The sequence below is a fragment of the Pseudoalteromonas ruthenica genome (assembly GCF_008808095.1).
GTDB lineage: Bacteria > Pseudomonadota > Gammaproteobacteria > Enterobacterales > Alteromonadaceae > Pseudoalteromonas > Pseudoalteromonas ruthenica.
On the sequence record NZ_CP023396.1, the window covers coordinates 1,998,761 to 2,015,215 of the forward strand.

The 16,455-nt window shown below is 48.7% G+C and carries 14 protein-coding genes; 2 read left to right on the forward strand and 12 right to left on the reverse strand.

From position 1 onward, the window contains the following. Positions 1–17 precede the first annotated feature (17 nt). Positions 18–1,277 (reverse strand): outer membrane protein transport protein, encoded by a 1,260-nt coding sequence (locus PRUTH_RS09360; protein WP_130148491.1) that lies wholly within the window; start codon positions 1,275–1,277, stop codon positions 18–20. A 231-nt stretch (positions 1,278–1,508) separates the two neighbouring features. Here PRUTH_RS09360 and PRUTH_RS09365 point away from each other — a divergent pair, with 231 nt between their 5' ends. Beyond that, positions 1,509–1,838 carry a hypothetical protein gene (locus PRUTH_RS09365; protein WP_138547988.1) on the forward strand — a complete coding sequence of 110 codons (330 nt, stop codon included), beginning with the start codon at positions 1,509–1,511 and terminating at the stop codon, positions 1,836–1,838. Here the strand turns inward: PRUTH_RS09365 and PRUTH_RS09370 are convergent. From PRUTH_RS09370 to PRUTH_RS09380, 3 genes are all read right to left on the reverse strand, one after another. Further along, positions 1,798–3,039: a cyclic di-GMP phosphodiesterase gene (locus PRUTH_RS09370; RefSeq protein WP_151173134.1), complete on the reverse strand. Its 1,242-nt coding sequence runs from the start codon at positions 3,037–3,039 to the stop codon at positions 1,798–1,800. The two genes, PRUTH_RS09365 and PRUTH_RS09370, sit on opposite strands and share 41 nt — an antisense overlap. 87 nt (positions 3,040–3,126) lie before the next feature. Beyond that, the gene (gene rraB, locus PRUTH_RS09375; RefSeq protein ID WP_022946294.1) at positions 3,127–3,462 is read right to left on the reverse strand and encodes a ribonuclease E inhibitor RraB; all 336 of its coding nucleotides are present in this window, start codon (positions 3,460–3,462) and stop codon (positions 3,127–3,129) included. Next, the gene (locus PRUTH_RS09380; RefSeq protein WP_026111301.1) at positions 3,462–4,166 is read right to left on the reverse strand and encodes a 1-acylglycerol-3-phosphate O-acyltransferase; all 705 of its coding nucleotides are present in this window, start codon (positions 4,164–4,166) and stop codon (positions 3,462–3,464) included. Before PRUTH_RS09380 ends, rraB begins: the two co-directional genes overlap by 1 nt. Before the next feature lie 260 nt (positions 4,167–4,426). Between PRUTH_RS09380 and katG the strand changes: the two genes are divergently transcribed. Beyond that, the gene (gene katG / locus PRUTH_RS09385) at positions 4,427–6,589 is read left to right on the forward strand and encodes a catalase/peroxidase HPI (protein WP_151173135.1); all 2,163 of its coding nucleotides are present in this window, start codon (positions 4,427–4,429) and stop codon (positions 6,587–6,589) included. Positions 6,590–6,634: 45 nt separating this feature from the next. Here katG and parC read toward each other — a convergent pair whose 3' ends face one another. From parC to PRUTH_RS09425, 8 genes are all read right to left on the reverse strand, one after another. After that, complete coding sequence (gene parC, locus PRUTH_RS09390; protein WP_151173136.1) at positions 6,635–8,935, reverse strand: DNA topoisomerase IV subunit A; 2,301 nt, start codon at positions 8,933–8,935, stop codon at positions 6,635–6,637. 16 nt (positions 8,936–8,951) lie between these two features. Beyond that, on the reverse strand, positions 8,952–10,046 hold the full coding sequence (locus PRUTH_RS09395) for a PQQ-dependent sugar dehydrogenase (protein ID WP_022946298.1): 1,095 nt from the start codon (positions 10,044–10,046) through the stop codon (positions 8,952–8,954). Further along, positions 10,039–11,910 (reverse strand): tetratricopeptide repeat-containing diguanylate cyclase, encoded by a 1,872-nt coding sequence (locus tag PRUTH_RS09400; RefSeq protein WP_151173137.1) that lies wholly within the window; start codon positions 11,908–11,910, stop codon positions 10,039–10,041. The genes PRUTH_RS09395 and PRUTH_RS09400 overlap by 8 nt, the downstream gene beginning before the upstream one ends. A 108-nt stretch (positions 11,911–12,018) precedes the next feature. Then, a complete protein-coding gene (gene parE / locus PRUTH_RS09405) occupies positions 12,019–13,914 on the reverse strand; it encodes a DNA topoisomerase IV subunit B (RefSeq protein ID WP_053910599.1) in 1,896 nt (631 codons plus the stop codon). Between the two features lie 4 nt (positions 13,915–13,918). After that, complete coding sequence (locus PRUTH_RS09410) at positions 13,919–14,503, reverse strand: YqiA/YcfP family alpha/beta fold hydrolase (RefSeq protein ID WP_151173138.1); 585 nt, start codon at positions 14,501–14,503, stop codon at positions 13,919–13,921. Then, the gene (locus PRUTH_RS09415) at positions 14,488–15,267 is read right to left on the reverse strand and encodes a metallophosphoesterase (RefSeq protein WP_151173139.1); all 780 of its coding nucleotides are present in this window, start codon (positions 15,265–15,267) and stop codon (positions 14,488–14,490) included. The genes PRUTH_RS09410 and PRUTH_RS09415 overlap by 16 nt, the downstream gene beginning before the upstream one ends. After that, positions 15,254–15,709, reverse strand: a complete 456-nt coding sequence (locus PRUTH_RS09420) for a DUF1249 domain-containing protein (protein ID WP_045979564.1) — start codon at positions 15,707–15,709, stop codon at positions 15,254–15,256. Before PRUTH_RS09420 ends, PRUTH_RS09415 begins: the two co-directional genes overlap by 14 nt. Further along, complete coding sequence (locus PRUTH_RS09425) at positions 15,706–16,332, reverse strand: NUDIX domain-containing protein (RefSeq protein WP_151173140.1); 627 nt, start codon at positions 16,330–16,332, stop codon at positions 15,706–15,708. Before PRUTH_RS09425 ends, PRUTH_RS09420 begins: the two co-directional genes overlap by 4 nt. Between the last annotated feature and the right edge of the window lie 123 nt (positions 16,333–16,455).

A 16,455-nucleotide genomic window follows, 5' to 3' on the forward strand; every position in this document is an offset into this window, starting at 1 on the left:
TTTCATCTCAGCATTGCTTAGAAGCTGTAGTTGTACTGTGCACCAACCAGGTAAGCATGGCCTTCCGACTCAAAGCCCCACTGCTGCCCTAGGTTGTCACCTTCAACAAAGTTTTGGGTTTTACCGCGTAAAATACTGGCACCTAAATCAACGCTAGACGCTTCATCGATAAACCATTCCGCACCAAAAGAGAGCCAGAAGCGGTCGGTATCTGGGATAGAGATAGACAGATGCTTCTGCGCCACTGGCGATTCATCAAAGGCTAAACCAGCACGCAATTTAATATCGTTTGTTAGCTGGTAGTCACCACCGATTGACACACGGATTGAATCCGAGAAGTCTTCGTTTTTGCTAAATACCGGTCCCTCACTCACTGGCACATAGGCTTCAAGCTTGTCAAAGCTACTCCAGCCTGTCCAAAGCACACTGTAGTGTAGGCCATAATCTTGGTTTAACTGATGTGAGCCTGAGAATTCAGCAATCGCTGGCAGGGTTAAATCAACCGTACCAGGTAAAGTTTGCCCATTAAGGCCACCCAATGCTGCCGGAAGCTGATTGGTGTAGTCACCCTCAAATGTGAGGTCTGTTTCGCTGCGATAGTGGAAGCCAAGGCGGTTGTCACTATCTAGGTCATAGGCCAGGCCTACATTCCAGCCAAAGCCATAGTCATCGCCCTCAAGGTGAACCGCTTCTAAGCTTGCCGGTGCACCTAACGGGTTTGCGCCAAGGTTACGGACAATCTTTGCATCGGCGTACACGTGGTTAACACCCAGTGCCAAGGTAAGAGCTTCGTCCACCTTATAAGAAACCGATACATTAGAGTTAATGGTGACGATTTCAGTTTCACCAGCTAGCTGGCCTGCCGCATAATCACTGGCAAACTCAGTAGCTAGACCAAAGTTAGAGAAGGCACCAAAGCCCACTGCCACCTTATCGTTTACCGGGAGTACAAAGTAACCGGCAGGGATCACCGCGCTAGGGGCGATGCTATCGTCGTTTAACACGTTAGGGTTTAGGCCATTGTTGGTGCTTTCGCCTTCAAGGCTCACGTCTGGCTCGACATAAATTGCCGCCACGCTCAACTGTGCCGTTTCAAATTGCGACATCAGTGCGGGGTTACGGGCAACCACAGATGCATCATCAGCAATGGCTGCTTCACCAGCGTAGGCGCGGCCTAAGCCTGACGCATTTTGCTCTGCCAGCTGAAAAGCGGCAGCGAAAGATTCTGTTGATAATAGCGCCAATGAAGCCGCTAAAATTGTCTTTTTAAATTGCATACTTCTTTCTCATTGTTGTCATTTTAACTGGCATACACTAGCGTATTTCATGCAAAAAAACTGTTAAATATGGTTAACATAGCGTAATTTAAGGGCAATATTTACATAATTTTACGATTTTAAAGACTGATTAGACCTCAAACACTCAAATGATATAAATTCTCATTATCATTGACTATTTATCTAATATCGCTACACTGCGGGTATTAAAAAAGTGAACAGGAATGTCCTATGGTGCTCGTTATAATGCTTATTTTGGTTGCGCTGGTGTTTTGCGCTATCAGTGTATTTGCATTTTTACGTGCGAACTACTGCGCCTGCCACCATCAAGGCGAGTGCGACAACCCCGTAAGCCAATATTGGCTCGCTTCAATGCTGGCCTCGCTGGTAAGTTTGGGACTGTGTTGTATTGCCCTGCATACGACACAAGGCACTATGGTATGGTTTATACTAACGGGAAGTTGTTTTAGTGGCGCATTAATCGCCGCTAAGCGCCAAGGAAAAAAACAGTGTGAGCGTGCTAAGGCAGCAAGTGCTCCTTTAACAAACGAGACAAATTAAGGTCAAACTCTAAGGGAGAGGTGCTACCCAAGATTTTGATGTCGTCTTTGCTGATACTCAAATCGACGTCTTTGGCGGTAATGTGGTGACGGTGCTGAGTGTTATAAAACACCCGTACCTTAGGTTTGATAGGATTAGCCTCGTTGCCCTGCACTACTAGTGCCAGACGCTCATTGGTAAGTTTGACCAAGGTTCCCACAGGATGGATCCCGACACATTTTATAAAGCGCTGTACTAGGGCTTGGTCAAACATCGCCTTTTGCGCTAATAAGAAACGCAGTGCCGTTAGCGGCTCCTCACCTTTTTTATAGGGCTTATCTGCCACCATCGCCGCATACACATCCACCAGCGCTAAAATACGTGCTTCACGCGATAATTTATCGGCTTTGATACCACGCGGGTAGCCGCTGCCGTCTAAACGCTCATGATGATTAACAACCATTTCTAACATCATGCTGGAGATGTGCTTTTGCCCTTTAAGCATGGTTAGGCTCAGCGCCACGTGTTTACGTACCGCCTTGGTTTCGAGCTCAGTGAGTTTACCTGGCTTTGATAGAATTCCTTGCGGTACTTTGGCAAGACCAATGTCATGCAACAAGGCCGCTAACGCCATTTGCCGCACTTTATTAATTTCGAAACCTAAATATTTGGCAAAAATAGCGGTCAAAATGGCGCAATTCATCATATGACGCCAAGTGTAGCTATTTCTATCGCGCAGCAGTGTCAGCGCGGCCATAGCGTCTGGATTACGAAAAACTGAGTCAACAATATCATCAGCGATACCACTGAGTAGTGCCATATTGACTTGCATGCCTGAGGTCAGCTCGTTGTACATGGCACGCAGTTTACCCAAGCTTTGATCATAGCAAGTGCTAGCGATGAGGAACTCTTGCTCTAACGTCGCCTGACTGTGATCACGGTCACTAAGCTTCGGCTTTTCTGCTTGGCTTGCGATATCTTGCGACTCGCCAGTGTGTTCTTTCTTAGACTTGGGTTTTAAATGCGTGGGAATGGGGATATCGCTTTGTGCGAAATCGATGGTCAGCTCTTCCACTCCCTCACTCAGCAGGCGCTTAATGATGGAAGCATCTCTGACCATGCCCCGGGTTTTTATCTTTATTGACGCACCTTGGGCCTGCTTATTTACCCGGTCAACAAACATGCCGGGTTTTAGCTCGCTAATAGGTAAGGAGATCAACATAGAGGACTGTACGAAAGCTGAATAAACTCAGATAAAATTACCACTAAATGGTAAATAAAGTCCATAAAAGGTGGTTAAAACCACCCTTTAGTCTTGGAAGTAAGTGCCCCAGCCATCGTATTCCACACCGTTATCAGCGGCAATGGCTACCAGCTTATCAACATCTTCCATAATAACGTCGGCATCGAGCTCAGACTCAACCACCACATCAAAGCCCCAGATAGTTCCTCCTTCTTCGAGTTCCAACTCAGCCGGTTCTTCCACATCAAAGCCAGCCTTAAAAGCAGCTAACGCGGCGTTTTCTAGGGCATTGAAATCTTCACACACAAAGTGATGTTCTACCTCATATAAAATTTCCGGATTAGAGCCATCTTCAAGTAGGGATTCGACAATTTCTTCGCTAATTTCGCGCCAGTTTTCCATTATGTTCTCTCATTCAATTGCGCCAGTGTCTGAGCCATCAAGGCATGGAAATGATCCGCATATTCGCGCGGGCTCATCGAGGCATCCAATAATTGTGGCGCCAGCATTTTGATGTAAATAGTACCATTATCCCAGCGATTTAGCTTGATGGTTTTGTGGGTATCGCTCATTACTACCGGCACCACAGGGACCTTGGCATTGAGTGCGGTGTGGAACGCGCCGGTTTTAAATGGCAACAAGCCACGACCATAACTACGGGTGCCCTCTGGAAACATCCACAGTGATAACCCGCCTTTTTTGAGCTTTTCGGTGGTTTTAGCAATGGTGGCCATCGCCCGCGAACGATTCGCACGATCGATAAGAATATTGCCCGACAACCAATAAATTTGGCCAAAAAATGGGATCCATTTTAAGCTTTTTTTACCCAAACTTACGGTATTACGCTGCAGCGCACCGGGGAGTAAAAATAAATCATAGTTATTCTGATGGTTAGCAACATAGACCGCAGGCGAACCAGTCACAATGGCTGGGTCTTTCTCAATAACAACATTCACCCCCAGCAACTTAGGCATCTTTGCATACCAGCTACCAATCACCCGCACGTTGTCACCGTGAAACGGGCGTACCAAGCACAAGATAAACCCCGCGATAAAGCTTAAGGGGACAAACACAGCCATGGCTAACAAACGCAATAAAGCCAGCACGATAAACTCCACATAACCTGAATTGTCGGCATTATACATAGGCGAATAATTTTAAGCGAACACTTGTACGCTGTTATTGCTTTCTCACTAAGTGCGCTATACGTGTTGGAAAAAAGCGATGCCACGCATCGGTTTTTATCGTTTCCAATTTCGCTGTCATTAAGGCCTTATAGACTACACTTGTTTAATCTTAGTTCATCTCCACAGCTCTATAGTAAGTGAATGAATTTATTACCGTTAGATTCCTTAAGGAGGACGATATGGGTAAGTGTCCAGTGATGCATGGCAGCCAAACCACGCAAGCAAAACCTAATACTGATTGGTGGCCCAACGCACTCAACCTCGATATTTTGCATCAGCACGATAGCAAAACAAGCCCCTACGGCGAGCATTTTAATTGCGCTGAGGAGTTCAAAAAGCTCGACTTAGAGGCGGTGAAAAACGATCTTAAAACACTGATGACTGACAGCCAGGCATGGTGGCCTGCCGACTGGGGCCATTATGGTGGGTTGATGATTCGTATGGCTTGGCACTCCGCAGGCTCATATCGCCTTGCTGATGGTCGCGGCGGGGGTGGTACCGGTAACCAACGCTTTGCTCCGCTTAATTCATGGCCTGATAATGCCAATTTGGATAAAGCACGGCGATTACTGTGGCCTATCAAGAAAAAGTACGGTAACAAACTCTCGTGGGCCGATTTAATGATCCTTGCCGGCAACATGGCCTATGAGTCTATGGGATTGAAAACCTTTGGTTTCGCCGGTGGCCGCGAAGATATTTGGCACCCAGAAAAAGATGTGTATTGGGGTGCAGAAAAAGAGTGGCTAGCACCGAGCGATGAGCGCTACGACAATGTTGAGAAGCCGCAAAGTATGGAAAACCCTCTCGCCGCCGTGCAAATGGGGCTTATCTACGTTAACCCTGAAGGGGTTAATGGCGAACCAGACCCGCTCAAGACCGCAGCGCAAGTCAGAGAGACATTTGCCCGCATGGCCATGGATGACGAAGAAACCGCAGCCTTGACCGTCGGTGGTCATACTGTCGGCAAAACTCACGGTAATGGCGACGCCGAGATACTTGGCCCCGAGCCCGAAGCCGCCGATGTTTTCGAACAAGGGCTGGGTTGGAATAACCACCACCAGCGCGGGATCGGTCGCGATACGGTCACTTCAGGATTAGAAGGAGCATGGACCACCTACCCAACAAAATGGGATAACGGGTATTGCCACCTACTGCTTAACTACGAATGGCAGCTCAAGAAAAGCCCTGCGGGCGCTTGGCAGTGGGAGCCTATTGATATGAAAGAGGAAGATAAGCCCGTTGATGTTGAAGACCCCTCCATTCGCTGCAATCCGATCATGACCGACGCCGATATGGCGATGAAGCTTGACCCCAGCTATCGCAAAATCATCGAGCGCTTTCACAACGACTTTGATTACTTTAGCGATGTCTTCGCCCGCGCTTGGTTTAAACTAACCCATCGTGATTTAGGCCCTAAATCTCGTTACCTCGGCGCCGATGTGCCAAGTGAAGATTTAATTTGGCAAGACCCTATCCCTAGTGTCGATTACGTACTTAGTAGTTCCGAGCAGGCTGAACTTAAACAGCAGATACTGGCATGCCCAGTGAGTGCCGCCGACCTTATCTGCACTGCATGGGACAGTGCTCGCACCTTTCGTAGCTCAGACTATCGTGGCGGCGCCAATGGCGCGCGCATCCGTCTGGCACCACAAAAGGATTGGCTTGGCAACGAACCTGAACGCTTAAATCGAGTACTTGATGTCTTGACGCAATTGCAAAGCACCTTAGACAAACCCATTAGCATGGCCGACCTCATTGTTCTCGGTGGCACTGCAGCCATTGAGCAAGCGGCAAAAGCCGGAGGCGTAGATATCAATGTGCCCTTTAGCGCAGGGCGCGGCGATGCGACCGATGAGATGACCGATGGTGAGTCATTCGAGCCACTGGAACCTATTCATGATGGCTATCGCAATTGGTTAAAGCAAGACTACGCCGTTCCAGCGGAAGGGTTGTTACTTGAACGCACGCAGTTGATGGGCTTAACGGCACCGGAGATGACCGTGTTATTAGGCGGAATGCGTATGTTAGGCACTAATCATGGTGGCTCCAAGCACGGTGTGTTTACCGACCGTGAAGGGGTGCTGAGCAATGACTTCTTCGTCAACCTCACCGACATGGCATACCAGTGGCAGCCTAAAGAGAATGGTCTTTATGACATTGTTGAGCGCAGCACAGGCAAAGTGAAGTGGACCGCCACCCGCGTTGATCTGGTGTTTGGCTCAAACTCTATCCTGCGCAGTTATGCTGAGTTTTACGCTCAAGACGATAACAAAGAACGCTTTGTCCACGACTTTATCAAAGCCTGGGTTAAAGCAATGGACGCCGATCGCTTCGACCTGTAAGTGACAAAGGCAGTTAAAGTAAAAAGAGGGCCAAGGCCCTCTTTTTTAATCTTCGCTAAGCGTTTCCTCGTCGGGCGCTTCACTGGCTTTGGCGCTCAGCTCTATATCACAGCCATCCACACGCTGTAGACCACGCGGTAGCTTATTGCCTCGGCGTCCGCGCTCTCCATAATAGTGTTCGAGGTCTGCGGGCTTAAGCGTTAGTTTGCGCTTGCCTGCATGCAAGGTCACGCTCGCACCCTCGGGAACCACGGTGAGCAACTTCACATACTCTTCGCGCGCCTGTACCTTGGCACTGGGTATGGAGATAATCTTATTCCCTTTCCCTTTGGCGAGCTTAGGCAAGTCTCGTAATGGGAACAGTAACATGCGACCTTCACTGGAAATAGCCATGCAGTAGTCTTTACTGACATCGTTTACAGCAATGGGCTGGAGCAATAACCCGCCTTTGGGCAAGCTTACCAGTGCCTTACCATTTTTGTTCTTACTGACCAAATCGGCAAATTCAGCAACGAAACCGTAACCGGCATCACTGGCCATCAGTAACAGTTGCTCATTCTCTGCCATCACCGCGTGTTCAAGTGTGGCACCCGCAGCGATATTAAAGCGCCCCGACATCGGTTCACCTTGGCTGCGCGCTGAGGGCAGACTGTGTGCATCGGTGGCAAAGGCGCGGCCACTGGAGTCGAGGAATACCGCCGGCTGATTGCTCTTGCCTTTGGCGCTGGCTTTAAACTTATCGCCTGCGCGATAGTTTAAGCCCTCAGCATCCACTTCATGGCCTTTGGCCACCCGCGCCCAGCCTTTTTCGGAAAGCACCACAGTGACCGACTCTGAAGGGATCAGGTCTTTTTCGCTCAGAGCTTTGGCTTCTTCACGTTCAACTACAGGCGAGCGGCGATCATCACCGTATAACTCAGCCGCTTCTTGAATTTCTTTTTTCATTAGCGTCGACATACGGCGCTCTGAACCTAAGATCAGCTGCAGTTTGTCACGCTCTTGTTCTAACTCGTCTTGCTCGCCGCGAATTTTCATTTCTTCAAGCTTAGCAAGGTGGCGAAGTTTCAAATCGAGAATTGCTTCGGCTTGTTTTTCACTGAGGCCATAGCGCTCCATCAATACCGGCTTCGGCTCGTCCTCGCTGCGAATAATAGCTATGACTTCATCAATATTGAGATAGGCAATCATCAAGCCTTCGAGAATATGCAGTCGCGCGAGCACTTTATCTAGGCGGTACTGCAACCGTCGACGCACCGTATCACGACGGAAAGTCAGCCATTCGCTAAGGATACTGCGTAAGTCTTTCACTTGCGGTCGACCATCAAGGCCGATCATATTGAGGTTAACGCGGTAATTCTTTTCCAAATCCGTGGTGGCAAATAAATGCGCCATCAGCGGCTCGACTTTTACCCGGTTAGAACGCGGTACCACTACGATGCGGGTTGGGTTTTCATGATCCGACTCGTCGCGTAAATCGGCCACCATCGGCAGTTTCTTTGCCGTCATTTGGTTGGCGATTTGCTCTAACACCTTGGCGCCTGAACACTGATGTGGCAATGCAGTGATCACCACTTCACCCTGGTCAATATGGTATTTAGCCCTCATTTTCAGTGAGCCACGGCCACTGGTGTAGAGCTTTTCAATGTCCGCCTTGGGAGTAATGATTTCCGCTTCGGTGGGGTAATCGGGTGCCTTAACCAGCTCCAGTAACTCCGCCAATTCGGTCTTGGGTTTATCCAATAACAGACAACAGGCATTAGCCAATTCGCGCACATTGTGTGGTGGAATATCGGTTGCCATGCCCACAGCAATACCCGTTACCCCATTAAGTAAAATGTGCGGTAAGCGCGCAGGCAGTACCTCAGGCTCCTTCATGGTGCCATCGAAGTTGGGGATCCAATCAGCGGTGCCCTGGCCTAACTCTTTTAGTAGTACCTCAGAGAATTTTGACAACCGCGCTTCGGTATAACGCATCGCCGCAAAAGACTTAGGATCGTCGGCCGCCCCCCAGTTACCTTGGCCATCAACCAACGGGTAACGATATGAAAAAGGCTGTGCCATCAGTACCATAGCTTCATAGCAAGCACTATCACCATGGGGGTGGTACTTACCGAGCACATCACCCACAGTACGGGCGGACTTTTTATATTTCGCCGCTGCGGAGAGCCCCAACTCACTCATTGCGTAGACAATGCGCCGCTGCACGGGCTTCAGGCCATCACCAATATGAGGTAAGGCCCGGTCCATGATCACATACATGGAATAATTGAGGTAGGCGTCTTCGGTGAAGCGCCCCATGGTAAGTTGCTCTATGCCTTGTTGTGACAAGGTCGTTGTTTGTGTCATTGATACTTACCCAAACTTACTTCTTGTTGTAGTGCACGCGGTAAATCGCGTTAGCGTAATCATCGGAGACCAGCAAGCTGCCATCGGCCATTTGCACCATGGCAACGGGTCGGCCAAAGGTCTCTTCGTTTTCCATAAAACCGGTAATAAATGGCTCGTAGCCAGTCACTTGGCCATCTTCTACCTTAGCCATCATAACTCGGTAGCCCGCTTTTTTACTGCGGTTCCACGAACCATGCTCAGCCACAAAAAGCTGTTTGTCGTAGTCACTTGGAAATTGCTCACCAGTGTAAAAGTGAATACCTAGTGGTGCCACGTGAGCACCTAAATTTAGCGCTGGCTGAGTGTAATCGGCAGCGTTTTTGCCTTTGCCGAACTCCGGATCCGGGATTGTACCACCGTGGAAGTATGGAAAGCCAAAATGTTGCCCTACTTCATCGATACGGTTAATTTCACACGGCGGAATATCATCACCCATCATGTCACGACCGTTATCGCTAAACCACAGTTTGCCACTGTCTGGATGGTAATCGAAACCAACCGAATTACGCACCCCCTCTGCGAGGGTAGTAAGCTCTTTGCTCTCTAAGTTCAGGGAGAAAATACGGCCAAACTCAGGGTCTTCTGCGCAGACGTTACAGGGCACACCGACAGGCACAATGAGCTCACCGCTGGGAGCGAAGCGAATAAACTTCCAACCGTGGTGGCGCTTATCGGGAAACTTGTCATACACCACTTCTAGTTTGGCTTTATCAAGCTTGTTGTCGATATCATCAAAGCGAATAATGCGCTCTACCTCAGCAACGTACAGTGCTCCGTCTTTATAGGCTATGCCCGAAGGCATGTTAAGACCTTCAGCAATCAGCACCTGTTTGTCGGCACGGCCGTCTTGGTCTTTATCAATTAAGGCGTAAACATTACCCGCTTTACGCGAACCGGCATAGACCACACCGTTTTCGGAAATGGCTAGTTGCCGCGCGTTATCAACATTTAGCGCGTACGGCTCGATGGTGAAGCCTGCGGGAACCGACAGTCTGTCGGTGATATCTGTTGCCATCGCACTGCTGGCGAAAGTTAACCCAAGTAATGCACTAACAAGTTTGTTATTCATAAATCACCTTATTTCGACCGCTGTTTTTTGCTTGATAGAGTAGTTTGTCCACGGCGCTGAGCAGCGCTTTGGCAGAGTCATAATCATTACTGCGTTGCAGTACCCCAAAACTCGCCGTTACTCGTAACTCATTATTATTGCTTTTTACTGTATCCGAGCACAAACTATTGCGCAAACGCTCTGCGATCTCAACAGCTTGCTCAAGGTCGGTGTCTGGCAACACCACCAAAAACTCTTCCCCCCCTGTGCGCCCGAGCATATCGCTCTGGCGTACCATGTAGCTAAAACGCTTGGTCACACAGATTAATACATCGTCGCCAACGCTATGCCCAAACTCATCGTTAATACGTTTAAAATGATCAATATCGCAGGCGATCACAGAAAAAGGCTGATTGTCTTGCCACAAGCTATCGACTTTATCCATGATATGGCGACGATTTGCCACCGCCGTAAGGCTATCGGTGACCGCAAGCGCGCGAAAACGCTGTCGCAAACGATATTGTCGCCAAGAAAAAGCAAGCACGGTGATAAGCACTAAACTACCGAGAAAAATGATTCCTTGCTGTAGCCGGTGCTGTCGCTCGGAAGCCTCGAGTTCTAGCTCTTGCAGCGACTGCTGCTGCGCCAAAATACGGTTATTAAGCTCTATTTGCTCGGTATCAAACTGCACTTTATGGCGCGCTTTGGCCACGGCTCCTACACTGTCGTAATGTTGTTCACTGGCCTTTATATACTGCTCTAACAAATCCACCGCTCTTGGGTAATCTTGCTGGCGCTTAGCCAACTGCGCTTTTAATTCAAGCAACTCCAAATTGCGATGGATACTGCCTTGCTCTGCTTGTGATTGCTGCTGTTGTTCAATGTTGCGCAATATATGCTGAGCCTCTTCAAGGCGGTTTTGTTGCAAGCGAATACGCGCTTGCAAAAATTGATGGGCACGCTCATTAGCTGCATCTTCAACCACCCAAACCCAGTGCTCACTTTTATCTAGTGCTTGGTCTGCTTGTTCGGTTTTCCCCATCTGCGCATAAGCAAGCGCCAACCCAAAGTAGGTAAAGTATTTACCTTGTGGGTCGTCGCGTTTAGCCCCAAGTGGCAACATTGCTTGAAAGTATTCCAACGCTGTTTGGGGGTCATTGAGTTCGATGTAAATAGAACCAATATTAAACAGCGACACCATTTGATCGAAGTACAAACCGTGCTCGCTAAAATAATTAAGCGCTTTAGTTTGCATAGCCAATGCTTGGTCGTAATCGAACAAGTACTCATGGGTTTTCGCCATACTTGATTCAAGATACGCGATTTGCAGCTCTGAGCCGTGCTCGAGTAACAACCGATAAGCCCGAGAGAAATAGCCTAATGCTTTGATTTCTTGGTCGTTGTAAACGTAAAAAGTGCCGATGGCGCTGTACACTTCAGCTTGTAGAAGAGGGGCCAGGTCTTGGACTTGCTGCTCGGCTTGGCTGTAGAGTTCAGTAGCAGCGTCTAGCTTGCCTTGGCGGTCAAATAGTTGCGCACGGGCAAGCAACAGGAGTACTTGCTGTGACGGCCTAAGTTCATCTGCTGTGGCGGTGAGCTTATCGGTTAAACGCTTTGCGTCACTATCGCGCCCTACAAGTAAGTAGTTGCTGACCAGCTCAAGTTCAAACGCTGCGCGTTGCAATGCACTGAGCCCGCTGTGGTTATCAAGTAGTTGTTCGGTGAAGTTAACAGCTTCTACAGGGTCTTGAACGCTGTATTCATCTAATTGCTTGAGCTGCTGATTCAGCCACGCGTCGGAATACTGCTCTGGCTCGCTTGCCAGCGCCGAGCCGACAAACACAAGCAATAGTATATGCTGGCAAAGCAGTAATACGCGTTTCATAGCTATCCTTAATTTAATATGGTCTCGTTTAAATAGACCACACCGCAAGTAAAGGGAAGGTGAACGGCTAACACTCGGGTGTAATGTTAGCCGTGATAGTGATTCTTTTTACACCTCAACTTGCGCTTTATCGCCGTGATTCTCAAGCCATTGGCGGCGATCGCCAGAGCGTTTTTTCGCCAGCAGCATATCCATCACCTCAACGGTGTGTTCCATCTCTTCAAGGGTAAGCTGCACCAAACGGCGAGTATTCGGATCCATGGTTGTTTCACGCAGTTGCAACGGGTTCATTTCCCCCAAGCCTTTAAAGCGTTGCACATTGACCTTGCCGCGTTTCTTTTCTGCTTCAATGCGATCCAAAATACCGGTTTTTTCGCCCTCATCTAGGGCATAGAAAACCTCTTTACCCACATCAATGCGATACAGAGGCGGCATGGCAACATAAACATGACCCTGGCGCACCAAGGTGGGGAAGTGTTTAACAAACAAAGCACATAACAAGGTGGCAATATGCAGTCCATCGGAGTCAGCATCGGCGAGAATACAAATTTTGCCGTACCGCAAGCCACTTAAATCGTCGCTGTCGGGGTCTATACCTAATGCAACGGAGATATCATGCACTTCTTGCGATGCTAAAATTTGTCCGGATTCCACTTCCCAAGTATTCAGAATTTTACCTCGTAGCGGCATAATCGCCTGGAAGTCTCTATCCCGGGCTTGTTTGGCTGAGCCGCCCGCTGAGTCCCCTTCCACTAAAAATAATTCAGTGCGCTCACTTTCGTTACTGCTGCAATCGGTTAACTTACCGGGCAAAGCGGGGCCTTGCGTAACCTTTTTACGCACCACTTTTTTGGCAGCGCGCATACGTTTTTGAGCGTTACTAATACATAGCTCAGCAAGGAGCTCGGCAATATCGGTGTGCTCATTTAGCCACAGGCTAAAGGAGTCTTTAACCACCCCAGAGACAAACGCTGAGCACGAACGTGACGACAGCTTTTCTTTGGTTTGTCCGGCGAATTGTGGGTCTTGCATTTTTACCGATAATACATAGGAGCACTTTTCCCAGATATCTTCTGGCGTCAGGCGTACACCACGGGGCAACAAGTTGCGGAATTCGCAGAACTCTCGCATTGCCTCGAGCAAGCCTTGGCGCAAGCCATTAACATGGGTGCCGCCTTGTGCGGTAGGAATGAGGTTAACGTAGCTCTCTGTGATCGACTCACCGCCCTCTGGCAGCCACAACAAGGCCCAATCCACTCCTTCCGTGGCACCACTAAACTCACCGGTAAATGGCTGTTTAGGCAGTGCTTCAAAGTCTTTGGTTGCGTCTTTAATGTAATCTTGCAGGCCCGCCTCGTAGTACCACTCCTGGGTTTCTTTGTTTTGCTTGTTGATAAAGCGGATACGCAAACCAGGACACAGTACCGCCTTGGCTTTGAGAATGTGGTTGAGTTTAGAAAGCGAAAAATTCGCGGAGTCGAAATACTTTGGATCGGGCCAAAAGCGAACTGACGTACCGGTATTACGCTTACCCACAGTCCCGGTGACTTCTAAGTCTTTCACCTTATCGCCATCGGCAAAGGCAATCTCATACACTTGCCCGTCGCGACGCACAGTCACTTCAACACGTGTTGACAGCGCATTGACCACTGAAATACCCACGCCGTGCAAACCACCAGAGAACTGGTAGCTTTTGTTAGAGAACTTACCACCGGCGTGAAGCTTAGTTAAAATCAGTTCAACCCCTGGGATCCCCTCTTCAGGGTGAATATCCACCGGCATACCACGACCATCATCAATGACCTCTAACGAGTTGTCCTCATGTAAAATGACATCTACCTTACTGGCATGTCCGGCCAGCGCCTCATCAACACTGTTGTCGATCACTTCTTGACTGAGGTGGTTAGGGCGCGTGGTGTCGGTGTACATCCCCGGGCGGCGTTGCACCGGCTCGAGACCATTTAATACTTCAATTGCTTCGGCGTTGTAATTCTGCTGGCTCATATTTTTATTCGTTAACGGCCTTAGTGGTTAGAGAGATATTCAGAAATTGCATTATATGGGTAAAGTAGCGCTCAAACCCAATAAAACTGTGGTTGCCACCTGCTTCTACTCGTTGTTTACAACCTTGATAGTAAGCGACAGCCTGCTCATAGGGTAGCACTTCGTCACCTTCTTGTTGTAACAAAAACAGCAGCTCGGGGGAAGTTAATTGCTGTAAATAAAGCCCCTGCAAGGCCTGCATGTGAGTGTGATTCAGCTCATAGCTATAATTTTGATAGGGGTTGTACTGCACCCCGCGATACTCATCGAGCAGCTCAAAAGGGCGTACGGCAGGGTTTATCACCACGCTTGGTAAATGATAACGCTGCGATAAATACGTAGCATAAAAGCCACCAAGCGAACTGCCGATTAAGGCGGTATCTTCATCCACCAACGCGCTCAAGTGGGCGATCGCCTGCTCTGGGTCATGGCTGAGGCGTGGCACAATATACTGCCCCTGCCAGGTACGTAAGTGCTCACCGAGCTGCACTGCTTTGTGGGAGCGCTCGGAACTATTGAAGCCATGAATATAAATTAATTTGCGAGCCATTTGACCTCTGTGATAAGCGCTTTATTGGCCACAAGACGCACGCGACGATACCCTGGGCCGAGATTTTCTTGTTGCCAACTCACTGCATTTTTTACAAATTGCACCGAGGTGGCGGGGGTGCCGAACACCTCGACACCTTGGTAATCATGGTGGTAATCATGATGTGTATGGCCATGTAGCACGGTTGCGCTGCGACTACGCGTCTCGATGCATTGCAATAACGCATCACCATTTTCGAGAATATGCTTATCTAAATAACCGTGAATAGGCAATGGGTGGTGATGGGTAATAAACACCTGCTGAGAAGCGGCTGTATCAATGGCATCACCAAGCTCAGCCAAATGATTCTCTGCCACCCACCCTGCCGGTGTATCGCCTTTGCTATTAATCAGTAAAACTTGGCCACAAGCATGTTCAATGCGTTTTTCAGGACGAATTTGCCCTCCAGTTATGGCACTGAGCTGGCTAAGCTCATCATGATTCCCCGGTACCCAAAATACCGGGCACTGTAGCGCACTGTTGGCCACCAGCTCAGCAAATAGTTGATAAGATTCAGGGCTGTGGTCTTGGGTAAGATCGCCACCGAAAACCACAAAATCAAATGCCTCAGCGGCCATGGCCGCCAGCGTTTGTTGTAAATGCTGCGCTGTACGCACACCAAAGTACTGCTCTTGCGGCTGCGCAAATAAATGCGCATCGGTAAAATGCGCGAAGTTTAGCTCAGTACTGGCAGGGCAAAAATAAGGGGATTCAAACCAAGCCACTGTTACAATCCCAATCTAAAACCGCTTCGCCATGTGACATACAAAAACTCAACCAGTCATGCAAAAACGCATTAACTTGGTATTTTTCGTCTTTATGATGCATTTTCGGGTTCGGGTAACCATAAGATGGCTTAATTCGCGTATGGTAGTTTGGATGCACTACCTCTGCGACCTTGGCATCGTGATAAATGCGAACATTCATTGGCGGTGTGAATAGGCCCTCCACCGCTCCTTGCACTTGAGTAATACAAATATCAGTGGTGTATTTGGCAGCCTGCTCAATCACAACCTCATATTGCTCGTTGGCGATAGTGAGTAGCTGCGATGCGCCCGTTGTGCCAGCGCTTGGCAAAATGCGCATCACGTTGGCATAGTTGCGCTCACACAAAGTGAGGTATTTAGGCAGGGATTGAATGTACCCTGCTTTTCTTTGTACTGTCACTCACCGCCCCATTGCTGTTGAATTCGCTGCTCATTGAGTGCTAACCATTGTAGACTAATCACTGTTGCGGCGTTATCAATTTCCCCGTTGTTTAGGCGCGCCATTGCCTCATCAACAGCCATCACATGTACTTTAATATCTTCACCTTCATCATCCAGTCCGTGCACCGTGCCACCGATTCCTGATAAATCAGTTTGCGCTAAATACAAATACAACCGCTCTGTTGTCCCGCCGGGGCTCGAAAGGTATGACAGCATGAAGTCCAATTGCTGCAATTCCAAACCCGCTTCTTCTTGCGCTTCTTTACGCACTACCGCCGGGTAATCTTCACTGCCATCAGCCATGCCAGCAATACATTCTAATAGCCAGGGGTTGTCTTTGGTTGCCAAGGCGCCTATGCGAATTTGCTCGACGAGTAACACCGAGCGCGTTGCTGGATCATAAGGCAACACGGCCACAGCATGACCGCGTTCAAATATTTCACGCTCAATGATTGCACTGGTGCCACCGGCAAATAATGCGTGTTTGAAACGGTACTTATCGATTTTGAAAAAACCTTTAAACACTTCTTCGGTGCTCTCTATGGTCACGTCGCCTTTATCGAACTGATTGATTTTATTCATTTTATACTCGCCACCCCACTTGGCCAAAAAGTTTATAAGTCAACGGTCGCGTTTACCCTTCCGCGAAAATTATATTCTGTTACACTTAAGCGCAGTCAATTTACGTTTTTGCTTTTCGCAAAT